Origin of the sequence: Bradyrhizobium sp. 191, from assembly GCF_023100985.1 — a bacterium.
Lineage (GTDB): Bacteria > Pseudomonadota > Alphaproteobacteria > Rhizobiales > Xanthobacteraceae > Bradyrhizobium > Bradyrhizobium diversitatis.
Genome location: NZ_CP064692.1, coordinates 4,327,260 through 4,347,472, shown reverse-complemented (window position 1 = coordinate 4,347,472; position 20,213 = coordinate 4,327,260). Strand labels below are relative to the sequence as shown.

The window sequence follows — 20,213 nt, the reverse complement described above, 5'->3', positions numbered from 1 at the left end:
AAGAGCTGCGCTTGTCCGGGACGGCGATCTCGTTTGATGCGGCAGTATACGAAACCGCTCAAGCCGCGCTGCGCGCGTTCTTGAATTCCTTCGTCGTCTTGTCCAGCACGAATAGCGAGCCCTCCGAGACGCCGAAATAGGCGCCGTGCGTCTGCATCTGGCCGCTCTCAACCGCCTTGCGCACGAACGGGAAGGTCATCAGGTTTTCCAGGCTGCGGAACACGGCGGCCTTCTCGATGCGCTCGACGAACTGCGCCATGCTCTCGTGCTCGCGCTGCTCGACCACTTCGCCCGGCTTGATGAACATCTGCATCCACTTGCCGATGAAGTCGCCCGGCGTGAGCGGCTCGATCTTGTCGACGAAGGCGCGGATGCCGCCGCATTGCGCGTGGCCAAGCACCACGATGTGCTTCACCTTCAGCACCGTCACGGCATATTCCAGCGCCGCCGAGACGCCGTGAGCGGTGCCGTCGGGCTGATACACCGGCACGAGGTTGGCGATGTTGCGGACGACGAACAATTCGCCGGGGCCGACGTCGAAGATCACTTCCGGCGAGACGCGGCTGTCACAGCAGCCGATCACCATCACTTCCGGCGACTGCCCCTTCACCGACAGCTCGCGATAGCGGGTCTGCTCGGTCGGCAGCCGCTGGGTGGCGAAGGCCTTGTAGCCTTCCAGCAAATGCTTCGGGAATGTCATCATACCTATGCCTAATCATAGACCGCTGGGGTGAACAAGCCTTTCGAATGGGCAGGCCAAGTGCTATCGGCTGATGTCGGACGACAGACGAGGAAGGAACGCTTGCATGACCCGCCCGCGCCGCAGCCATCTGTTCATGCCCGGCTCCAACCCCCGCGCGCTGGAAAAGGCGCGCAATCTCGCCGCCGACGGCCTGATCCTCGATCTGGAAGACTCGGTCGCTCCCGAGGCCAAGGCGGCGGCGCGTGACGGCATCGCCGCCGCGATCGCGGCCAAGGGTTTTGGCAAGCGCGAGGTTTTGATCCGGACCAACGGTCTCGACACGCCGTGGTGGGCCGATGACGTCGCGATGGCCGCCAAGGCCTCGCCCGACGGCATCCTGGTTCCAAAAGTTTCAAGCCTCGAAGATCTCGATACGATCGGTCGCAAGCTTGCCGAGCTCGGCGCCGCGCCGAGCGTGAAGGTCTGGGCCATGATCGAGACCGCGCGCGCGGTGCTGCACGCCGAGGAGCTGGCCGCCGCCGGACGCGATCCATCGCGGCGCCTCTCCGGCTTCGTGTTCGGCCCGAACGATATCTCGCGCGAGACGCGGATCAGGATGCTGCCGGGCCGCGCCGCGATGATTCCGATGATCACCCACTGCATCCTGGCGACGCGCGCCCACGGCCTCGAGATCCTCGACGGCCCCTACAGCGACATCGCCAATTCCGACGGCTTCGCCACCGAATGCGCGCAAGGGCGCGATCTCGGCTTCGACGGCAAGACGCTGATCCACCCCTCGCAGATCGACGCCTGCAACGCGATCTTCACGCCTCCCGAAGAGGAAGTCGCGCGCGCCCGAAAGATCATCGCCGCGTTCGAGCTGCCCGAGAACGCCTCGCGCGGCGCGATCCGCCTCGACGGCGCCATGGTGGAGCGCCTGCACGCCGACATGGCCCGCCGCACCATCGAGATCGCGGACGCGATCGCGGCGATGGGGAAGGGCTGAAGAGAGGTCCTGGCGCCGGATATCCGCCTGGCGCGGATTTCCCGTCAGTATCGATAGGCCGCTCGCCTGGTGCGCCGGGATTCCTGTAACTTAGATCACACAGTCCGGCTGATTGCTCCGATAAATTTGCGTCGTTTGAATACTGCTTCCCGTCCCCGATATGGCGAGTGGGCTTTCGCATGTTTCGCAGATTATTCTATTGCTGTGTCATTCTTGCCCTCGCAGGACCCGCAGCCGCTATTGACCGCGTCAAAGCCGAGTCGAACGCTGCCATTGCCGCCGCCTCCGAGCAAATACGGCGAGATCCCAAGGACGCGAATGCGTACTACAACCGGGGCAACGCTTACGCCGCCAGGGGCGATACGGACCGCGCCATAGCCGACTACACGGCGACGATCCGGCTCGATCCGGCGCATGCGAATGCCTACTACAACCGGGGCAACGGTTACAGCAGCAAGGGCGACACGGACCGTGCCATTGCTGACTACACGGCGACGATCCGGCTCGATCCGGCCTATGCCAACGCGTACTACAACCGAGGCAACGCCTACAGCAACAAGGGCAACACCGATCGGGCCATAGCCGACTACACCGAAGCGGTGCGCCTGCAGCCGGCGAATGCGAACGCGTATTTCAATCGCGGCAACGCCTACGGCAACAAGGGCGACGCGGACCGCGCCATCGCCGACTACACCGAAACGATACGCGTGGATCCCACCTATGCGAACGCCTATGTCAATCGCGGGCTGGCCCACGAGAAGCGCGGCGATTTCGCCAAGGCAAGAGCCGATTTCAACGCCACGCTCGGACTGACCCAGAGCGCCACTAGATGGGCTCTGGACAAGGCGCGTGAGCGGCTCTCCGCCCTGCCGCCGCCGCCGCCGCCGCCGCCGCCGCCGCCGCCAGCTACGATCCTGGTCGAGAAAGCGGGCGTTGCGAACGGTGATCGCCGTATCGCCCTCGTCATCGGCAACTCGGCTTATGAAAACGTCGCCGCACTGCCGAACCCCGTCCGCGACGCGAGCCTCGTCGCCGACGTGCTGAGGCTCACCGGGTTCGAAGCGGTCACGCTGCTGACCAATCTGCGCAAGGATGCGTTGGTGAATGCCTTGCGCGAGTTCGCAGCACGCGCGGAGACGGCGGATTGGGCGGTCGTGTATTATGCCGGACACGGCATGGAGGTCGGCGGCGTCAATTATCTCATCCCGACCGATGCGAGGATCGCCGCGGACCGCGAAATCGGATTCGAAGCAGTGCCGGTCGATCAGGTCCTCAATGCCGCCGAGCGCGCCAGAAAATTGCGCCTCGTCATTCTCGATGCGTGCCGTGACAATCCGTTCGCCGCCCAGATGAAACGCACGATGACGGTGGCATCACGTTCCGTGTCACGAGGTCTCGCCCCGCTCGAGCCGGAGGCTGGAACGCTGGTGGTCTATGCCGCCAAGGACGGCGAGACCGCGCTCGACGGCGACGGGATCAACAGTCCGTTCGCGACCGCCTTCGTCAAGAATCTTCCGACGCCGGGCCTCGAAGTCCGCAGGCTGTTCGATTTCGTTCGCGACGATGTCATGGAAGCGACCGGCCGCAGGCAAAAGCCGTTCAGCTACGGCTCGATCTCCGGACGGCAGGATTTTTATTTCGTGGCCGGCAAGTGATGTCGGCCTTGGTAGAATTAAGCCGGAGCTTTACCGAAGTGCCTGCAGGAATGAGCAAGGGCTAAGGCGTCGTTTCGGCTTGGCGAGCGATGCCGTGCCATATGGCATCCTTGAGAGCGATGAATGAGGGCGGTGGAATGGTCGGCGGATCGGCAGGTCCGCTCGCCGCTCCCGGCACCAGGACGGCGACGTGGATCTCGCCATCCGTATAGTAGGGGTCGCCGCCACCGTTTCGGCCGAACAGCGTGGGGCCTATGCCGGAGATCTGAAAGAAACTGCTGACGACGCGGGCCGCTCGCAGGTCGGCCATCAGGAGATCCCGCTCGGCATCGATGTTGGCCGCGATGTGATGGGTGACCTGTCCCGTATCGTGGCTCAGCCCGACGCCTCGGTCGAAAGTTGCCGAACCGAGCCAGACTGGTCGACCGTCATCACCCTTTTCGAGGGCCTTCCAGAACCGAACGTGATTCCGCCGATCTGCACTTTTCCCTGCAGGCTTCTCGAACGCGTATTGCTCCTTCTTTCCCAGATAGTAGAGCGGGCTGACCGGCGCGTCGCGATACGGTCGATCCAGTACCACGCTCCCGACGATCTCGATGCTTGATCGCAGCGTCACGGCGTCGGCCGCAGACCATCCCGCCGCGTTCATGGCGCGGACGACATCTCCGCCCTCGCCAACAAGTCCAACGTTCAGAGGGTCACCAGGGATATCGTCCGATGTCCTGGTGAGCATCGGCAACGAAGCGAGCCCCGCTTCTTGTTCGTGGTGAATCCACAGGGTGGGCACCAGAACATATGCGAGGGCTAGATAGACGAGCACAACAAAGGCCAGCACGAAAGGCCACCGTCGCTTCCTCGTCCCGGTCTTCGCGGAATTGGTCATGCGGTATCGTTCGAGCCAGTATACGCGACAGCATACCTATCCAGCATAGTCCGTGACAACGTCCGGTGCGAGGTTCGCCCCCGCAGGGGCGTGCGCCAAGCCGATGGCCCCGTTCTCGCCGAAAATCTCACTCGTCGGTCGAGCCCCCCGCGACTCAGTGCGGCACGATCTCTGCGCGATCAAGCGACTCCAGCGTCGAGGCGTTGCCGCAATAGCCGTGGTAATTCTCCGCGGCGGTGCCCTCGGCGAGATCACGGTCGCACTGCCCCTTCTGATCGCAGAGCGAGCAGACCCGCTCCATGTCGCGCAGCAGCAGGGGCTGTGCGCGGCCGAGGCCTTCGGCGCTGATGCCGAGCTGCTCCAGCATCTTCGGCAGCTCGTCGGCGGCGTGCCGGCCGTGACGGACCAGCTCTTCGAGATCGTCGGGCGCGATCCTGAGATCATTCGCGATCCGGTCGAAATCGGCGCGATCGAGCTGCCGCATCTCGTTCATCTCGCGGCGATGGTTCAGCCAGCTCGCAAAGGACTCGATGAGGTCCTGAACGATGGGATAAGGCTTGCTTGCGGTGCTCATGGAACGCTCCATTCGGACGTCGGAATTGGAGCGAATTAAGCACAATGGTGCAGGAGCGCGTTGCGCTGGATCAAACAGGATTCAGCGTCTCGTGTCCCGGACGCGCTGCAGCGCGATTGGGATGGGCACGATGTGGTCGTCGAAAGAGCGTAAGTCCCTCGACATCGTCATGGCCGGGCTTGACCCGGCCATCCACGCCTTGGTGCGCAGTGCAAAGAACGCGGATGCTCGGGACAAGCCCGGGCATGACGACCACTTATGCTGCTATGCGATCGTTCAAGGTAGCGGAGAGCTACCTAAACTTTTCCGCCGCCCAGGCATACAGGCTGCCCGGAATCGGCTTTTCGCCGCCGCGGCCCTTGGGCGAGATGTGCAGGCCGATGATCTCGGGGCTGGTGACGAGGCCGAGATAGCTCGATGGGTCGAAGAAGCGTTTCGGCTCGGCATGCACGGCATAGAACGATTGCTTCGGAAGTGCGTTGTGCAACTCGCCGGTGCGGCGCGCGAGCGCGGTCAGCGCGGCAGGGCCGTAGATCGCGACGCGAATATCCGAAAGGCGGTTCGAGCCGCCGCGCAGGCGGCGCATCATGAAGGTGATGCGGTGGCGCAGCGACAGCCAGTCCGGCGTCAGCTCATCCTGTTCCATCAGCTCCTCGAACGCGCGCACGATGCCGTGCCCGGGCGGAAGATAGATCACGGAGTTGCCGAGCTGGCGCGGCCGCTCCCAGGCGAAGTACGGCTTTGCCGGATCGATCTCGATGGGCTTCAAGAGCAGCACGTCGGCATCGAGCCAGAGGCCGAGGCCCTTCGCCATCAGCTTCATGCGGAAGAAGTCGCTGAACTGCAGCGCGGTCCAGTCGCGCCAGCTGCCGTCCGGCTGCGGCGGCCGCAGCCGTTCGGAGAACGCGTGCGGCAGGATCGCCTCGGCATCCGCATTGGCGATTCCTGCGGGCAGGCCGGGAATGGTGTCGAAGCTGTAGACCGTGATCTTGTGGCCGGCAGCGAGCTGCGAGCGCAGGCAGGTCCGGCGCAGCGCATCCATCGGGCCATGCCAGAAGGTGACGATCTCGGGCAGCATGAGGAAAAGCTATACGGGATATCCGGAGCAAAGAAAAAGCCCCGGCGCGGATGGCGCACCGGGGCTCGAACGAGAACTAGAGCATGATCAGGAAAAGTGTGCAGCGGTTTTCCGGAAAGATCATGCTCAAAAAATACGAGATCAGGCCCAGGCGCGTTCGCGCTTGAGCTTCTCCTCGTAGCTGTCGATCGAGGCCTTCTTCTCCATGGTGAGACCGATGTCGTCGAGGCCGTTGATCAGGCAGTGCTTGCGGAACGGATCGATCTCGAACTTGACCTTGCCGCCGTCGGGGCCGCGGATCTCCTGGTTCGGCAGGTCGATCGTCAGCGTCGCGTTGGCGCCGCGTTCGGCATCGTCGAACAGCTTGTCGAGGTCTTCTTGGCTGACGCGGATCGGCAGGATGCCGTTCTTGAAGCAGTTGTTGTAGAAGATGTCGCCGAACGAGGTCGAGATCACGCAGCGGATGCCGAAGTCGAGCAGCGCCCAGGGCGCGTGCTCGCGGCTCGAACCGCAGCCGAAATTGTCGCCGGCGACCAGAACCTTGGCGTTGCGATAGGCGGGCTGGTTGAGAACGAAATCCGGGTTCTCGCTGCCGTCGTCCTTGTAGCGCTGCTCGGAGAAGAGCCCCTTGCCAAGGCCGGTGCGCTTGATGGTCTTGAGGTACTGCTTCGGAATGATCATGTCGGTGTCGACATTGATGATCTTCAGCGGCGCCGCGACGCCTTCCAGCGTGGTGAACTTGTCCATGGTTGCGCTTTCCCGGGTGGGTCTGGGGGAACGGGTATTTATCGCGATCGGGGCGGGAATCCTAGGCCGAAATCGGCAGGTCTAGTCTGCTTGGCGGGATCAAGCCACGGAGGAGGTGCGCTCCCTCTACGCTTCCTACTCCGCCCGCGCCTCAATCGCGGCCATATCGTCGTCCGAGAGGCCAAAATGGTGGCCGATCTCGTGGATCAGGACGTGGCGGACGATATGGCCGAGGCTTTCGTCGTGCTCGGCCCAGTAATCCAGGATCGGCCGGCGGTAGAGCCAGACCATGTTCGGCAGCCGCGCCACGTCGCCAAAACTCTGCTGCGGCAGGCCGACGCCTTGGAACAGGCCGAGCAGGTCGAACTCGCTCTCGCACCCCATCTCGTCCAGGACCTCCTCGGTCGGGAAGTCGTCAACGCGGACAATCACGCCCTCGCAGAGCTTGCGAAACTCGGCCGGGAGCCGCTCGAACACCTCGTGAGCCATCGCTTCCATCTCGGCCAGCGAGGGCGCTTTCAATTCCGTCCACATGGGCTTCTTCTAAAGCGTTTTCGAGCGTAGTGGATACCGGTTTCGCGTGAAGAAGACGCGTCAAAATAGAGTCCGGGGCCTGTTCCGATTCCATCGGAACGGGCTCTGCCGCGGGTTCCGCGGCGATGCATCTGGCTTTATAAGCGCGGCGAGGTTGACGGGCGTCGCCAAAACGGGGAGCGTGGGGCCGTCGATGGGACGTTTCAGGTGGGCGGAAAAATGCGAGCGAAAACAGCGCTGACTCTACTGTGCATGGGGTTGTTTTCGCAGTTTTGCGTCGGCGCGGAAGCCCAGACCGCCAGCCCCGGGGTTCGCCTCGCCCAGGCGGCTCCGCCCGACGACGTTCCGCCGCCGCGCAAGCGGCCCCCGGCGCGCTTGCGCGTCACGCCCTATTACAGCCCGGATGGTGTCTATCCCCGCTACAACCCGGGTCCCGACGCGCTCCGCGTGTGCAACGCCACCTATGTGCAGGAGTACCGGCCGAGCGGCACCGTGATCGTGCCGCGCGTGAGCTGCTATTGGCGCCGGGGCTGACCAGTTCAATGCCCGCGCCAGCGAACAGCGCGGAGGCCTCGTGAGGGTCGTGATGGCGAGATGGATCGCATTGGCCGTTGCCGTCGCGCTTGCCGCCGGCCTGCCTCGCGCGGCTTCCGCTGCGCAAAGGGTGACGATACCGGAGGCCTCGGCGGGGATCGCGGTTTTCGATGCACGACGACACGCGCGAACCCGTGACATCGTGCGGCCTGCTGCGCGCCCTGATCCACGCTATTACGCGCGGCCCGTCTACTACCGTCCTTATCCTTACGGCGTGCCCGCACCTTTCGTGTTCAGCTACGGGCCCTTCTGGTGATCCGCTAGCCGGGCGCAAATCCCTTGACCAGCAGCACAGTGGCCTGCGCGCCGGCTTTGCGATCACGCGAGATGTCCTCGTACTCGGGCGAGTTCGAGAAGGCGAGGAACGCGGCCTCGTCGGGAAACGACATCATGACAAGCTTGTCATGCAGCCATGCGCCTTCGAGCACGCGCGGATGTTCGTCGGCAGCGAGCAGCCGTCCGTTGTACGTCTTGAACACGTCGAAGAATCGCGCCTGATAGCGGTCGTAGGCCGCGCGGTCCGTCATCTTCAATTGTGCAATGGCGTAGACAGTCATCTGCAAAATTCCTCCCGTCGCGGCACTGCGTCGCATCGCGGGACCCAGCGTCGTTCATTCATGGCGCGTTCACCTCGCTCTCCTCAGTTTACCCGAGGGAGCGACCGTTATTGAACAGCAATGGCGCGGCCGAGACGTCGCGCCGCAGCTCTGCTGTCCAGATTCAGGGAGGATTCCATGCTGAGAATGTTCGGCCTCGGGACGAGCCCGATGCGCTTGCTCGGGCTTGCGGCCGCCGCGACGCTGACGCTGTCGGCCGGTACCGCGCGTCGCGCTGAAGCGCTCACCTTGATCAATCCGGCGACATCACCCGTAACGAAAGCTGCTGCCGACGATCTCGTCACCCAGGTTCGCCACGGCGGCGGGCACGGTGGACATGGCTTTCACGGCGGCGGTTTCCGTGGAGGCGGATTCCACGGCGGCGGGCGACATGTCGGCGGTTTCCATGGCGGCGGTTTCCGCGGCGGCCATGTCGGCGGCTTCCGCGGCGGCCATATTGGTGGCTTCCGCGCCGGGCCGGCCTTTCATCACCGTCATGTCGGCGGCGGCTATCGCTATGGCGGCTTTCGGCATGGCGGATATGGCGGCTACCACCGTCACTGGGGCCATCATCGCCCGCACTACGGTTATCGTCACTTCCACCGGCGCTATTATGTTGGCGGATATTATCCCTACTACAACTATCCGCGCCGCTGCCGGATCATCTGGACCTATTACGGCCCGCGCCGCGTCTGCCACTGGCCGCGCTGGCAGTATCCGTACCGCTATTGGTGACGTGAGTGCTGGCCCTGCATTCGTCATGGCCGGGCATAGCCGTCCGAAGGACGGCGTCGCTTCCGCTTGCCTAGGTCCCGGCCATCCACGTTCTTGGGGCTTGCGCAGAGAGTTCGTGGATGCCCGGGAGGAGCCCGGGCATGACGGAGAGGCTGGTTAGAGCCAATCCTTCAGCTTCCATGACGAAGCCTTCCACCGCATCAAATTCTCGACCTTCCACTGCCTGAACATCGCCGGCGGCCAGCGGCTGAGCCTGGAGGTCTCCTCGACCTCGGGCTTGGCGACGATGCGCAGCGGCGTTGCGCGCCGGCGGTGCTGGCGCGTCGCGTCACTGATCAGATCGACATATTCCGGCTTGTTGGTCATTGGCGCGCGTCCTCGCGAAGATGCAATGTCGTTGTTATACCTTAAGGAGTGCCTTCCGAGGCTGCTCGAATTGTGACTAGTACGGCAAATCGTAACCCTAGCTAGTTTTTGGGTCGCTCAAACAGTGGGATCCATCCCGAGCCCCGGCTATGAAGCAATGGCAGCGTATTGTTTGGACAGGTATCGTAAAATACCGCTAGCAAGCCAAGGTCTCCGAAGCCAAGCGGCTGTCTTGGATATGAACTTTTCCCGATTTCAAGAGCTAGGGATTTTGCTTTGTCTGCCTCTTCGCGCGAAGACCAAATGCCGCTTCCCTCGCGAAAAGCAAAGTATCGGTCTTCAAGGATTTCGCACGATCTAAAGTCCAAGTTGATGTCCTTAATGCGTCGTAACTTGGAGCGGACATGTTCGTCGGCTTCACGGGTAGACAATAGGGCAATTACAACGATTGTGATGCTTCGCTCATTCAGGAACTGAGAGTGCGCTGCAACGAATTTATCGACATTTTCGGCAAGGCTGCGGCCCGTAGCAGCGATGTCATCAATGATAACAACGCCATTTACAGTTACAGATCGCTTCTCCTCATGTTCTGAGACTTTCTCGGAGAAGATATCGGGGGCTACGACACAAGTCGTGGAGATTAAATTTTCCTCTGCATACCTGTCAGCGTACCGGCTTCCGCTCTTACCTTGGCCATCCACGTAAGTGATCATTATATCGAAGCGCCGCTGAGCCCTGCTCTCAGGAACAAAGGCGGTTGTGTGCTTCTTGACGATGCTGTGTGCAAGTCGCAGCTTCTCCCGCACTTCCTCTTCGCTCAAAAATCTTAAGTTCTGGAGTATCTTGAAAAGCAAACGTTGGTCTCGAAAGGTGCTTCTCTGGCCAAGCCAGTGACGAATATCCTCGGTCGTGATGCGCCGGCCTCTATATAGCGACCAGCCTTCAACCAATTCGGAAATCTCTGGCGAAGTAACGTAGGCGGCGTCCTCGGCCTGCTGGATCACGTCGGCCATTTCGTCTCCGAGCGTGTCAGCGATCAACTTGTTGATGCCACGCTCGACGAGCCACGCCTGGAACAACGGCAAGACAAATTCGTGGATGCCGTCACGTTCCCGTAAGATTTCTCTGCGGCAGAAGTCATGAAGAATTGGAGCGATGTCGCCGCTGGATAAGCCAACTCCACGATTCTCAGATACTGCGTCCGTAGTGAGGCTACGGCCTTGCCGCAAGGTGCGCGCCATTGCGACCAAAACACGACAGCGCTTCAGCTCGATCATCTCTGCTTCTTCACGCCCCGCCGGAATGCCATCTTTCCAGAAATGGGCAAACGCGTTTGTATCTAGAGCCTCAATGAGCCCTGGAAGAGCGCGCTCTACTTCTTCCATTGTGACTTCTGTGTCGCGGTCGGCGACGGCATTTTGAAAGATGCGAGCGCAAAGCAATTTGGTGTAGTAGGGGTGCCCATTGGTATAGTTGAATAGTTGATTCAATGCAGATTCGTACCAAGTAAGCGGTAGTGTGCCTTTCTGTCGAACTAGCTCGCAGAAATCTTCCCATTCCTCACCTCGTGAAAAATAGTCGAGTCGTTCTCTCACGAGCTTGTTCAGCTGATCACCTTGAGCGCCCATGATGAAGGGCATGTTTTCCCCACCGACCAACATAACGGCGACGTTCTTTTTTGCGCTAAGCGTACGAAGGTTAGAAAAGAACGCCTCAGCTAGAGCACCGTATCTGTACATCTCCGGATGAATCTCATCGAACTCATCGAGAACCAATATGTATCGCCGGTCGGGGAAGAGGTCTGACAAAGTCTGCGCTATTTGGTTCAGTGGTGCCAGGGAGCCTACGAAGTCGAGTTTTGATGGACGCCGATCCATAGGTACGTCTTTGAGTAGCTGCTGAGCCAGAGCGCTGCCAAGCGCTTCAACAGTCGCATCGGCGTCCTTGCGGGCATAGTCTCCATATTCTAGGTAAACAATCTCCGTTGGATACTCCCGGCTCGGCTCGCGCAGCAGGAGATCCTGTACCGCAAGCGCTAGGGATGTTTTCCCGACTCGCTTTTGTCCAGTTATGTAGGAGGATTGCATTCGCTGTTTACGTAGGCGGTTGACGAGAGCCATAACTTTCTGCCGACGGCCGACAAATTCATCTCCCTGTGCAACTGTTGTGCTGTAGGGGTCGGTGCTTTCAAGTTCATTCCAGTCGATATTTGGATTCTGCGCTTGAAGTACAACATCAAAACTAGCGGTTTGCCGGTCGGAGGTTCGGGGTGTCTGCCAACTTAGGTCAACCAGCAATCTCACCTCAGAGCAGGGATCACCCACAAGTATTTCGAAACTGAGTGCAAATTCACCGGGCGGAACGGCGCCGATATCTATCGGTTCTTCGCTAACGGCTATTCGATCGTCAACATTGACTATCTGAGCCATTACATCCACCGCAATGCCCGGGCCGTCGTTTACTAGCGTGACGTTGACACGAGTAATTTGATTTGCTTCGTGCAGTCGATAGCGGCGCTCAACTACATTGGGCGGGCTGCGTCGAGAGCGAAGATTGCAGGCGAAGCGATCAGACGATTGCTTCTCAATTTCATCCAAAACGGACTTTGTCGACAATAGGAAAGGAAGATAGGCATTCTGTGCAAAGAAATCGCTGCGCGCCCGAGCAAGATTGATCTCGGCTTGGGCCAACTCAGCCAACTGATACAACTTCGATCCAAAAGTAAGATCGTTTGTGGCAAGAAGATCGGAAATGCCGTTGATCAAAGTACGAACAGCATTTGAGGCTTCTGCAAATTCGTAGTTGTTCAGGTAGGCCTTGATGAACTTGTTGTTCAGCAGCCGCAATATGTCTTGCTTACGTCCAGCGAACTCTTGAGGTTGGGTGGGAAGATTAGTAAGAGGCGACAGCAATTCCAAGCATTGTCTATGAAGATCGCGAAGTGCCTCTATCTTGTCGACGGTCTGCTTTTTGTCCTTGAAGGCCGCGAATTCGGCTATGTCTGGAGCGGTTTGCTCGACTAGTGCGGCAATTTTTCGAAATGCGTGCTGACCACCTCCATTTGCGAGATCGTTATCCTTGATCGCACCGGGTATAGCGAGGCAACGCACGAGAAATAGTGCAGCTGAGCGCTTGCCGAGTGGACTTTTGGATAGCACATCGATTTGTTTGAATGTGTTTAAGGGAGAACAGGAGCTGTCGAGCGTTCCGAGGTCAACCAATGCTGAGGCTATGACCTCAACTAAGGCGTCCGTCTCTGCATCTCGCGAAAGTGCACCTTTGTTCAACCGCTCGAAAAATTGTTCGGCGGATTGAAGACTTTGTGAAAGCATTGCTTATGTCTCATAAATGTGCCCCGAGAGTTCGGGCCGAGAGACATGAATTTTTCATCTTGCGGTTGTGGCGTCAATCGTCGAAAAGTGTCGTTGAGCCGATTAGCCATTCGGCTCAACGAGTTGTCACCGGAATTTACCGCCAGTCCCTGACATCGACGAAGTGCCCTGCGATCGCCGCTGCCGCCGCCATCGCAGGAGACACCAGATGCGTGCGGCCCTTAAAACCCTGGCGGCCCTCGAAGTTGCGGTTCGAGGTCGAGGCGCAGCGCTCTTCCGGCTTCAGCTTGTCCGGGTTCATGGCAAGGCACATCGAGCAGCCCGGCTCGCGCCATTCGAAGCCGGCCTTGATGAAGATCTTGTCGAGGCCCTCGGCCTCGGCCTGCTCCTTCACGATGCCGGAGCCCGGCACGACCATGGCGTTGACGTTCGCCGACACGGTCTTGCCTTCCGCAATCTTCGCGGCTGCGCGAAGATCCTCGATGCGGCCGTTGGTGCAAGAGCCGATGAAGACGCGATCGAGCTTGATGTCGGTGATCTTCGTGCCCGCGGTCAGGCCCATGTATTTCAGCGCGCGATGCTTGGAGATGCGCTTGGCCTCGTCCGCGATCTTGTCCGGATCGGGCACGATGCCGGTCACGGAGATGACGTCTTCAGGCGAGGTGCCCCAGGTCACGATCGGCGGCAGCTTGGCGGCATCGAGGCGCAGCTCGTGGTCGAAATGCGCGCCCTCGTCGGAGCGCAGTGTCTCCCAATAGCGCATCGCCGCATCCCAGGCCGCGCCCTTCGGTGCCTTCGGCCGGTCGCGCAGGAAGTCGTAGGCCTTCTGGTCCGGCGCCACCAGGCCGGCGCGTGCGCCGCCTTCGATCGACATGTTGCAGACCGTCATGCGGCCTTCCATCGAGAGCGCACGGATCGCCTCGCCGGCATATTCCAGCACGTAGCCGGTGCCGCCCGCGGTGCCGATCTCGCCGATGATGGCGAGGATGATGTCCTTGCCCGTCACGCCGTCAGGCAATTTGCCGTCGACGGTGACGCGCATGTTCTTCGCCTTCTTCTGGATCAGCGTCTGCGTCGCCAGCACGTGCTCGACCTCGCTCGTGCCGATGCCGTGCGCGAGCGCGCCGAACGCGCCATGCGTCGAGGTGTGGCTGTCACCGCAGACGATGGTGGTGCCGGGCAGCGTAAATCCCTGCTCGGGGCCGATGACGTGGACGATGCCCTGGCGCCTGTCGAACTCGTTGTAATATTCGACGCCGAATTCCCTGGCGTTCTCGGCCAGCGCCTTGATCTGCTCGATGCTTTCAGGATCGGGATTCGGCTTGGTGCGGTCGGTGGTCGGCACGTTGTGGTCGACGACGGCGAGCGTCTTCTCGGGCGCGTGCACCTTGCGTCCCGTGGCGCGCAGGCCTTCGAACGCCTGCGGCGAGGTCACCTCGTGCACCAGGTGGCGGTCGATGTAGAGCAGGCAGGTGCCGTCGTCGGCTTCGTGCACCAGATGGTCGTTCCAGATCTTGTCGTACAGGGTGGTCGGCTTGGACATGAGCTTGAGCTCCGAAGAATGTGTGTCAGCGATGAGCGCGGCAGGCCGCGCGGGCAACAAATCGTCAGCGCAGCTTTTAGGCTGCGCGCGTAAGCTCTGACGTTGCCGAGGTCGCGAAGCGTCCGAAGAACCGGCCAGGCAGCCGCGAGCGATCGTCGATGACGATGCGCTGGATGGTGGCGAAGCTGGTCGGATCTGGAAACATTCTAGAAGCTATATAGCACGCAGTGGCAAAAGCGCGAGAGTTTAGCGGCATCGTCATTGCGAGGAGCCCTTGCGACGAAGCAATCCAGAATCCCTCCGAGGCATCAGCCTGGATTGCTTCGCTGCGCTCGCAATGACGAGGTCGGGGAAGGCATCCGGCAAAACAAAAAAGCGCGGAGCCGAGCCCCGCGCTTTCGAAAAGCTTGCCCTGGTCGCGGAGCTTACTCGCCGACAGCGGCCTGGCGGTCCTGCTTCTCGACGATGCGGGCCGACTTGCCGCGGAGATTGCGGAGGTAATAGAGCTTGGCGCGACGCACCTTGCCGCGGCGCACCACCTTGATCGAGTCGATCATCGGCGACATCACCGGGAACACGCGCTCGACGCCCTCGCCATAGGAGATCTTGCGGACGGTGAAGCTCTCGTTGAGGCCACCGCCGGAACGGCCGATGCAGACGCCTTCATAGGCCTGCACGCGGGTGCGGTCGCCTTCGACGACCTTCACGTTGACGATCACGGTGTCGCCGGGGCCGAATTCCGGAATGTCCTTGCCGGCGGACAGCTTGTCGAATTGCTCTTGCTCGAGCTGCTTGATCAGGTTCATGGGTAAATCTCCATCGGCGCGCCCAGCCTTTTCAAACGGGGGCTGCGCGAAATTCGTCTATCCAGCCATTGCGGATGTGGCTGCTCCTATAAGGCAAGCCGGAGCGTTTGTCACCCGTCTGTCTTGGTTTTTGGCGTTTTTTGGCGCCCGGCCCGATTCGGGACGGGGGTCGGCACTTGCGCCCACAAATCCGGCCGCCGGGCCGCCGTCAGGGCCTCCGATTGCGCCCGCCGCCAGCCTGCAACCTTGGCATGGTCGCCCGAGGTCAGGATTTCCGGGATCGGGACCCCCTCGAACAGCTGCGGGCGGGTGTATTGGGGGTATTCGAGCAGCCCGTCCGAAAAGCTTTCTTCGGTTCCCGAGGCCTCCTTGCCCATCACCCCCGGCAGCAGCCGGACACAGGCGTCGATCAGGGCCAGGGCCGCAATCTCGCCCCCGGACAGGACATAGTCGCCGATCGAGATCTCCTCGAGGCCCCGTCCGTCGATCACCCGCTGGTCCACCCCCTCGAACCGCCCGCAGACGATCAGGGGGCCGGGGCCCTTGGCGAGCTCGACGACACGGGCCTGAGTCAGTGGCCGACCCCGGGGGCTCATGAGCAGGCGGGGTCGCTCAGAGCCGCTCCCGGCCGCGTCGATGGCGGCAGCCAGAACATCCGCGCGCAGCACCATGCCCGGGCCGCCGCCGGCCGGGGTGTCGTCGACGCTGCGGTGGCGGTCGGTAGCGGAGGCGCGGATGTCGCGCGCCTCGAGCTGCCAGAGTCCGGCGGCCAGCGCACGCCCGGCCAGGCTCACGCCGAGCGGCCCCGGAAACATCTCCGGAAACAGCGTCAGCACGGTCGCGCGCCAGGGTGCGGGGTTGGTCATTCGATCTCGGTTCTCGTCGTCCCGGACAAGCGCGCCCCAAGCGCGCGCAGATCCGGGACCCATAGCCACGCCCGTTTTGCGATGGCTGGAGGATCAGCTTAGCGAAAAATTCCGGCCTGTGGTTATGGGTCCCCGCCGCTGTGCGCTTTGCGCACTAGGCGGGGACGACTCACGGAGGGATCGTTGTCCCCGTCCTCGCCCTCGATTTCCTGCGGCAGCGCGATCACCACGCGTCCGCCGGCGAGATCGACGTCCGGCACCACCGCATTGGAGAACGGCAGCAGCAGCGTCGGGCCCTTTGGCGGGGCGATCTCGATGATGTCGCCGGCGCCGAAATTCTGGATCGCGACGACGCGGCCGAGCGGCTCGCCGTCCGTGGTGACGGCGGCGAGCCCGACCAGGTCGGTGTGGTAATATTCGTCCGCGTCGGTCGCGGGAAGCTTGTCGCGCGGAACGTAGAGCTCGATGCCGTTGAGGCGCTCGGCCTCATCACGGGTCGTGACGCCCTTGAACGTCGCGACCAGATGATCTTTCGCCTCGCGCGCCGTCGCGACCTCGAACTGGCGCTTGCCATCCTTGGACAGCAGCAGACCGTAGCGCCTGACGGCGAAGGGATCCTCGGTGAAGGTCCACAGCTTGACCGCACCGCGCACTCCATGCGCGGCGCCGATCCGCGCGACGCAGACCAGCGCCGACATGGCCGGGCCTTACGACTTCGCTGCGGCTTCGGCCTGCGCCTTGCGCTCCTTGCGCGGCACGGCCTTCTCCGGGTTGTTGCGCGCTTCGCGCTTCTTGACGCCGGCAGCGTCGAGGAAACGCGCCACGCGGTCCGACGGCTGCGCGCCCTTGGCGACCCAGGCCTTCACCTTCTCCAGGTCGAGCTTGAGGCGCGCCTCGTTGTCCTTCGGCAGCAGCGGATTGAAATAGCCCAGACGCTCGATGAAGCGGCCGTCGCGCGGAAAGCGCGAGTCGGCAACGACGACGTGATAGACGGGACGCTTCTTGGTGCCTGCGCGGGCGAGGCGGATAACGACGGACATTCAGTTCTCCTTCAAAGTACGTTTTGTTCGGTTGATCGGTATTTTCGCGTTGCACGAGATGCTGATGACCCCGTGCGACGAATTCCTCATTTCTTCTTGCCGGGAAAACCGCCGAGCCCCGGAAGGGTCGGCTTGCCGCTGAGGCCCGTAAGCCCCGGCAAATTCGGTAGGCCCGAGCGAAGGCCAGGCGGCAGATCCTTCGGCAAATTCGGCAGGCCCTGTCCGCCGCCGCCCTGCATCTTCTCCTGAAGCGCCTTCATCTCTTCCGGCGAGGGAGGCTTCATGCCGCCGCCAAAGCCCATGGCCTGGGCGATGCCGGCGAGCGGGCCGCGCTTGCCCGAGCCCATGGCCTTCATCACGTCGGCCATGTTCCGGTGCATCTTGAGCAGCTTGTTGACCTGCTCGACACTCTGGCCGCTGCCTGCGGCGATGCGCTTCTTGCGGCTGGCTTTCAACAGGTCCGGATGCCGGCGCTCGTCGCGGGTCATGGAATCGATGATCGCGACCTGGCGCTTCAGGATCTTGTCGTCGATGCCGGCCGCCGCGATCTGGTTCTTCATCTTGGAGATGCCGGGCATCATGCCCATCAGCCCGCTGATGCCGCCCATGTTGGACATCTGCGACAGCTGCTCGCGCATGTCGTTGAGGTCGAACTGACCCTTGCGCATGCGCTCGGCGGTGCGCGCGGCCTTTTCGGCGTCGATGTTGGCGGCGGCGCGCTCGACCAGCGACACCACGTCGCCCATGCCGAGGATGCGGCCGGCGATACGATCGGGATGGAAATCCTCCAGCGCGTCGGTCTTTTCGCCGGTGCCGAGCAGCTTGATCGGCTTGCCGGTGACCGCGCGCATCGACAGCGCCGCGCCGCCGCGGCCGTCGCCGTCGACGCGGGTCAGCACGATGCCGGTGAGGCCGACGCGCTGGTCGAACGAGCGGGCGAGGTTCACGGCGTCCTGGCCGGTGAGACTGTCGGCGACGAGCAGCACTTCATGCGGATTGGCCGCGGCTTTGATCGCGGCCGCCTCCGCCATCATCTCTTCGTCGAGCGTGGTGCGGCCGGCGGTGTCGAGCAGCACGACGTCGTAGCCGCCGAGCTTGCCGGCTTCCAGCGCGCGCTTGGCGATCTGCGGCGGCTGCTGGCCTGCAACGATCGGCAGGGTCGGAATGTCGAGGTCGCGGCCGAGCACGGCGAGCTGCTCCATCGCCGCCGGGCGATAGACGTCGAGCGAGGCCATCAGCACCTTGCGCTTGTCGCGCTGGACCAGGCGGCGGGCGAGCTTTGCGGTGGTGGTGGTCTTGCCGGAGCCTTGCAGGCCGACCATCATGATCGGCACCGGCGGCACGGAATTGACGTCGATGGTCTGGCCTTCGGCGCCGAGCGTGTTGATCAGCTCGTCATGGACGATCTTGACCACCATCTGGCCGGGTGTGACCGACTTGACGACGGTGGCGCCGATCGCCTGCTCGCGGACGCGCTCGGTGAAGCTGCGTACCACCTCGAGCGCGACGTCGGCTTCCAGCAGCGCGCGGCGCACCTCGCGCATCGCGGCATCGACGTCCTTTTCGGTCAGCGCGCCGCGCCCCGTCAGACGATCGAGAATGCCGCCAAGCCGTTCCGACAGATTGTCGAACAATGCCGTTGTCCTCTTTTACCTCTCCTCGCCTGCGGGGAGAGGTCGCCGCCCTCTTGGCGGCGGGTGAGGGGGTACGGGTCCATCTACGCGCACCATGCGCGGAGAGAGCCCCTCACCCCGACCCTCTCCCCGCAAGGGCGGGGCGAGGGAGCAGAAAACCAAACACCTTTGCGCCCGAGGGCGCACAGCGCTGTCGGGCGTTGACCTCTGGCCTCCAGGGCCAGTCGGCGGGTCGAAAAGAAAGCCTTTCCGAGAAAGTGGCGGGGTTAAACGCCGCTCCCGCCCAAAAGTCAAGGAAAGTTAGGGTGCCGGGGCGGCCTTGATAAGGCAAGGTACTGAAAATGTGACATTTTTGGCCATGGGTTCCTTTTCTGCCAGGCCCGCCCATATAGCCGGTGATGTCTTACCGCCCGACTATCCCTAGGAGCCTGCCCTACGAGCCTGCCGGTCACCCGACTTTTGGGGCCGCTCGCCGGCGCCGGTGCCCTGGTCGGCGTCCTCGCGCTGGATCCTCCGCATGAAAACCTATGACGGCCCCGCCTCCGACCATTTCAACGGCCTGCACTTCTTCGATCCGGACGGGGCGCCGCCGAAACCGCTTCGCGAGCTGCTGCGCTGGCAATTGGGCGGCGGACGGCAGCGCGCGAAATGGCCCATGTGGGCGCCGAGCCCCCATGCCGACATCCCGCCGGAGCGCATTGAGGGCGACAACGTGCGGCTCTCCTTCGTCGGCCACGCCAGCTGGCTGATCCAGGCCGGCGGCCTCAACATCCTGGTCGATCCGGTCTGGTCGATGCGGGTCTCCCCGGTCGCCTGGGCCGGTCCGAAGCGACACAACGATCCCGGCATTGCCTTCGAGAAGCTGCCGAAGATCGATGTCGTGCTGGTCTCGCACGGGCATTACGATCATCTGGATATCGCGACGCTGTCGCGGCTCACCAAGAATTTCGCCCCGCGCGTCGTCACCCCGCTCGGCAATGACGTCACAATGCGCAGCCGGGATTCCACGATCAAGGTAGAAGCCTTCGACTGGCACGATCGCGTCGAGCTCGGCGGCGGCATCGCCGTGCATCTGGTGCCGACCCGGCACTGGACGGCGCGCGGCATGTTCGATCGCAACAAGGCGCTGTGGGCGAGCTTCGTGCTGGAGACGCCGGCCGGCAAGATCTACGTCGTTTGCGATTCCGGCTATGGCGACGGCAGGCACTTCCGCCGCGTCGCCGACAAGCACGGGCCACTGCGCCTCGCGATCCTCCCGATCGGCGCCTACGAGCCGCGCTGGTTCATGCGCGACCAGCACATGAACCCGGAAGATGCGGTGAAGGCGTTGCTCGACTGCGGTGCCGAACAAGCGCTCGGGCACCATCACGGCACGTTTCAGCTGACGGATGAAGCGATCGACGCGCCGGCGAAAGCCTTGGTCGAAGCGCTCGATGCCGCAAAGATTCCGCAGGAGCGGTTCGTGGCGATGAAGCCTGGACAGGTGGTGGAGATTTAGCTGAGATCTCGCGTCGTCCTCCGCTGTCCCTGGGCATACTGTTC

21 protein-coding genes are annotated in these 20,213 nt (G+C 62.4%); 6 read left to right on the top strand and 15 right to left on the bottom strand.

The features are described 5' to 3' along the window. Positions 1–58 precede the first annotated feature (58 nt). Positions 59–703, bottom strand: coding sequence for a carbonic anhydrase (locus tag IVB23_RS20195; protein WP_061880156.1), 645 nt, complete (start codon positions 701–703; stop codon positions 59–61). A 103-nt stretch (positions 704–806) separates the two neighbouring features. On the opposite strand from IVB23_RS20195, the gene IVB23_RS20190 reads away from it, so the two are divergent. Further along, a complete protein-coding gene (locus tag IVB23_RS20190; protein WP_247799785.1) occupies positions 807–1,688 on the top strand; it encodes a CoA ester lyase in 882 nt (293 codons plus the stop codon). Positions 1,689–1,867: 179 nt separating this feature from the next. Then, positions 1,868–3,343, top strand: coding sequence for a tetratricopeptide repeat protein (locus IVB23_RS20185; protein WP_247799784.1), 1,476 nt, complete (start codon positions 1,868–1,870; stop codon positions 3,341–3,343). 61 nt (positions 3,344–3,404) lie between these two features. On the opposite strand, the gene IVB23_RS20180 is transcribed toward IVB23_RS20185, so the two are convergent. The 5 genes from IVB23_RS20180 to IVB23_RS20160 all read right to left on the bottom strand — a co-directional run bounded on the left by IVB23_RS20180 (position 3,405) and on the right by IVB23_RS20160 (position 7,159). Next, complete coding sequence (locus IVB23_RS20180; RefSeq protein ID WP_061880159.1) at positions 3,405–4,226, bottom strand: LssY C-terminal domain-containing protein; 822 nt, start codon at positions 4,224–4,226, stop codon at positions 3,405–3,407. Between the two features lie 154 nt (positions 4,227–4,380). Then, the gene (locus IVB23_RS20175) at positions 4,381–4,800 is read right to left on the bottom strand and encodes a DUF6455 family protein (protein ID WP_247799783.1); all 420 of its coding nucleotides are present in this window, start codon (positions 4,798–4,800) and stop codon (positions 4,381–4,383) included. Positions 4,801–5,092: 292 nt separating this feature from the next. Beyond that, positions 5,093–5,878: a hypothetical protein gene (locus tag IVB23_RS20170; protein WP_061880160.1), complete on the bottom strand. Its 786-nt coding sequence runs from the start codon at positions 5,876–5,878 to the stop codon at positions 5,093–5,095. Between the two features lie 141 nt (positions 5,879–6,019). Continuing rightward, positions 6,020–6,625, bottom strand: a complete 606-nt coding sequence (gene leuD, locus IVB23_RS20165; protein WP_061880161.1) for a 3-isopropylmalate dehydratase small subunit — start codon at positions 6,623–6,625, stop codon at positions 6,020–6,022. Between the two features lie 135 nt (positions 6,626–6,760). Then, complete coding sequence (locus IVB23_RS20160) at positions 6,761–7,159, bottom strand: metallopeptidase family protein (protein WP_061880162.1); 399 nt, start codon at positions 7,157–7,159, stop codon at positions 6,761–6,763. A 252-nt stretch (positions 7,160–7,411) separates the two neighbouring features. Between IVB23_RS20160 and IVB23_RS20155 the strand changes: the two genes are divergently transcribed. Both IVB23_RS20155 and IVB23_RS20150 read left to right on the top strand, forming a co-directional pair. Continuing rightward, a complete protein-coding gene (locus IVB23_RS20155; protein WP_061880163.1) occupies positions 7,412–7,693 on the top strand; it encodes a hypothetical protein in 282 nt (93 codons plus the stop codon). 52 nt (positions 7,694–7,745) lie between these two features. Further along, a complete protein-coding gene (locus IVB23_RS20150) occupies positions 7,746–8,009 on the top strand; it encodes a hypothetical protein (protein WP_194390786.1) in 264 nt (87 codons plus the stop codon). Between the two features lie 4 nt (positions 8,010–8,013). Here IVB23_RS20150 and IVB23_RS20145 read toward each other — a convergent pair whose 3' ends face one another. Beyond that, a complete protein-coding gene (locus tag IVB23_RS20145; protein WP_247799782.1) occupies positions 8,014–8,310 on the bottom strand; it encodes a DUF1330 domain-containing protein in 297 nt (98 codons plus the stop codon). Positions 8,311–8,487: 177 nt separating this feature from the next. On the opposite strand from IVB23_RS20145, the gene IVB23_RS20140 reads away from it, so the two are divergent. Then, on the top strand, positions 8,488–9,084 hold the full coding sequence (locus IVB23_RS20140; protein ID WP_247799781.1) for a hypothetical protein: 597 nt from the start codon (positions 8,488–8,490) through the stop codon (positions 9,082–9,084). A gap of 156 nt (positions 9,085–9,240) precedes the next feature. Here the strand turns inward: IVB23_RS20140 and IVB23_RS20135 are convergent, their stop codons facing one another. The 8 genes from IVB23_RS20135 to ffh all read right to left on the bottom strand — a co-directional run bounded on the left by IVB23_RS20135 (position 9,241) and on the right by ffh (position 18,671). Then, positions 9,241–9,450, bottom strand: a complete 210-nt coding sequence (locus tag IVB23_RS20135; protein ID WP_247799780.1) for a hypothetical protein — start codon at positions 9,448–9,450, stop codon at positions 9,241–9,243. Positions 9,451–9,551: 101 nt separating this feature from the next. Next, entirely contained in the window at positions 9,552–12,782 is a 3,231-nt protein-coding gene (locus IVB23_RS20130) for an ATP-binding protein (RefSeq protein ID WP_247799779.1), read from the bottom strand. A gap of 136 nt (positions 12,783–12,918) precedes the next feature. Beyond that, positions 12,919–14,325: a 3-isopropylmalate dehydratase large subunit gene (gene leuC, locus IVB23_RS20125; RefSeq protein WP_061880167.1), complete on the bottom strand. Its 1,407-nt coding sequence runs from the start codon at positions 14,323–14,325 to the stop codon at positions 12,919–12,921. Between the two features lie 425 nt (positions 14,326–14,750). After that, entirely contained in the window at positions 14,751–15,131 is a 381-nt protein-coding gene (rplS, locus tag IVB23_RS20120) for a 50S ribosomal protein L19 (RefSeq protein WP_011083318.1), read from the bottom strand. A gap of 110 nt (positions 15,132–15,241) precedes the next feature. Next, a complete protein-coding gene (gene trmD, locus IVB23_RS20115; protein WP_247799778.1) occupies positions 15,242–15,997 on the bottom strand; it encodes a tRNA (guanosine(37)-N1)-methyltransferase TrmD in 756 nt (251 codons plus the stop codon). Positions 15,998–16,119: 122 nt separating this feature from the next. Further along, complete coding sequence (gene rimM, locus IVB23_RS20110; RefSeq protein ID WP_247799777.1) at positions 16,120–16,695, bottom strand: ribosome maturation factor RimM; 576 nt, start codon at positions 16,693–16,695, stop codon at positions 16,120–16,122. Between the two features lie 9 nt (positions 16,696–16,704). Beyond that, the gene (gene rpsP / locus IVB23_RS20105) at positions 16,705–17,037 is read right to left on the bottom strand and encodes a 30S ribosomal protein S16 (protein ID WP_061880170.1); all 333 of its coding nucleotides are present in this window, start codon (positions 17,035–17,037) and stop codon (positions 16,705–16,707) included. Positions 17,038–17,123: 86 nt separating this feature from the next. After that, on the bottom strand, positions 17,124–18,671 hold the full coding sequence (gene ffh, locus IVB23_RS20100; RefSeq protein WP_061880171.1) for a signal recognition particle protein: 1,548 nt from the start codon (positions 18,669–18,671) through the stop codon (positions 17,124–17,126). Positions 18,672–19,188: 517 nt separating this feature from the next. Here ffh and IVB23_RS20095 point away from each other — a divergent pair. Continuing rightward, positions 19,189–20,169 (top strand): MBL fold metallo-hydrolase, encoded by a 981-nt coding sequence (locus IVB23_RS20095; protein ID WP_197965107.1) that lies wholly within the window; start codon positions 19,189–19,191, stop codon positions 20,167–20,169. Positions 20,170–20,213: the final 44 nt, after the last annotated feature.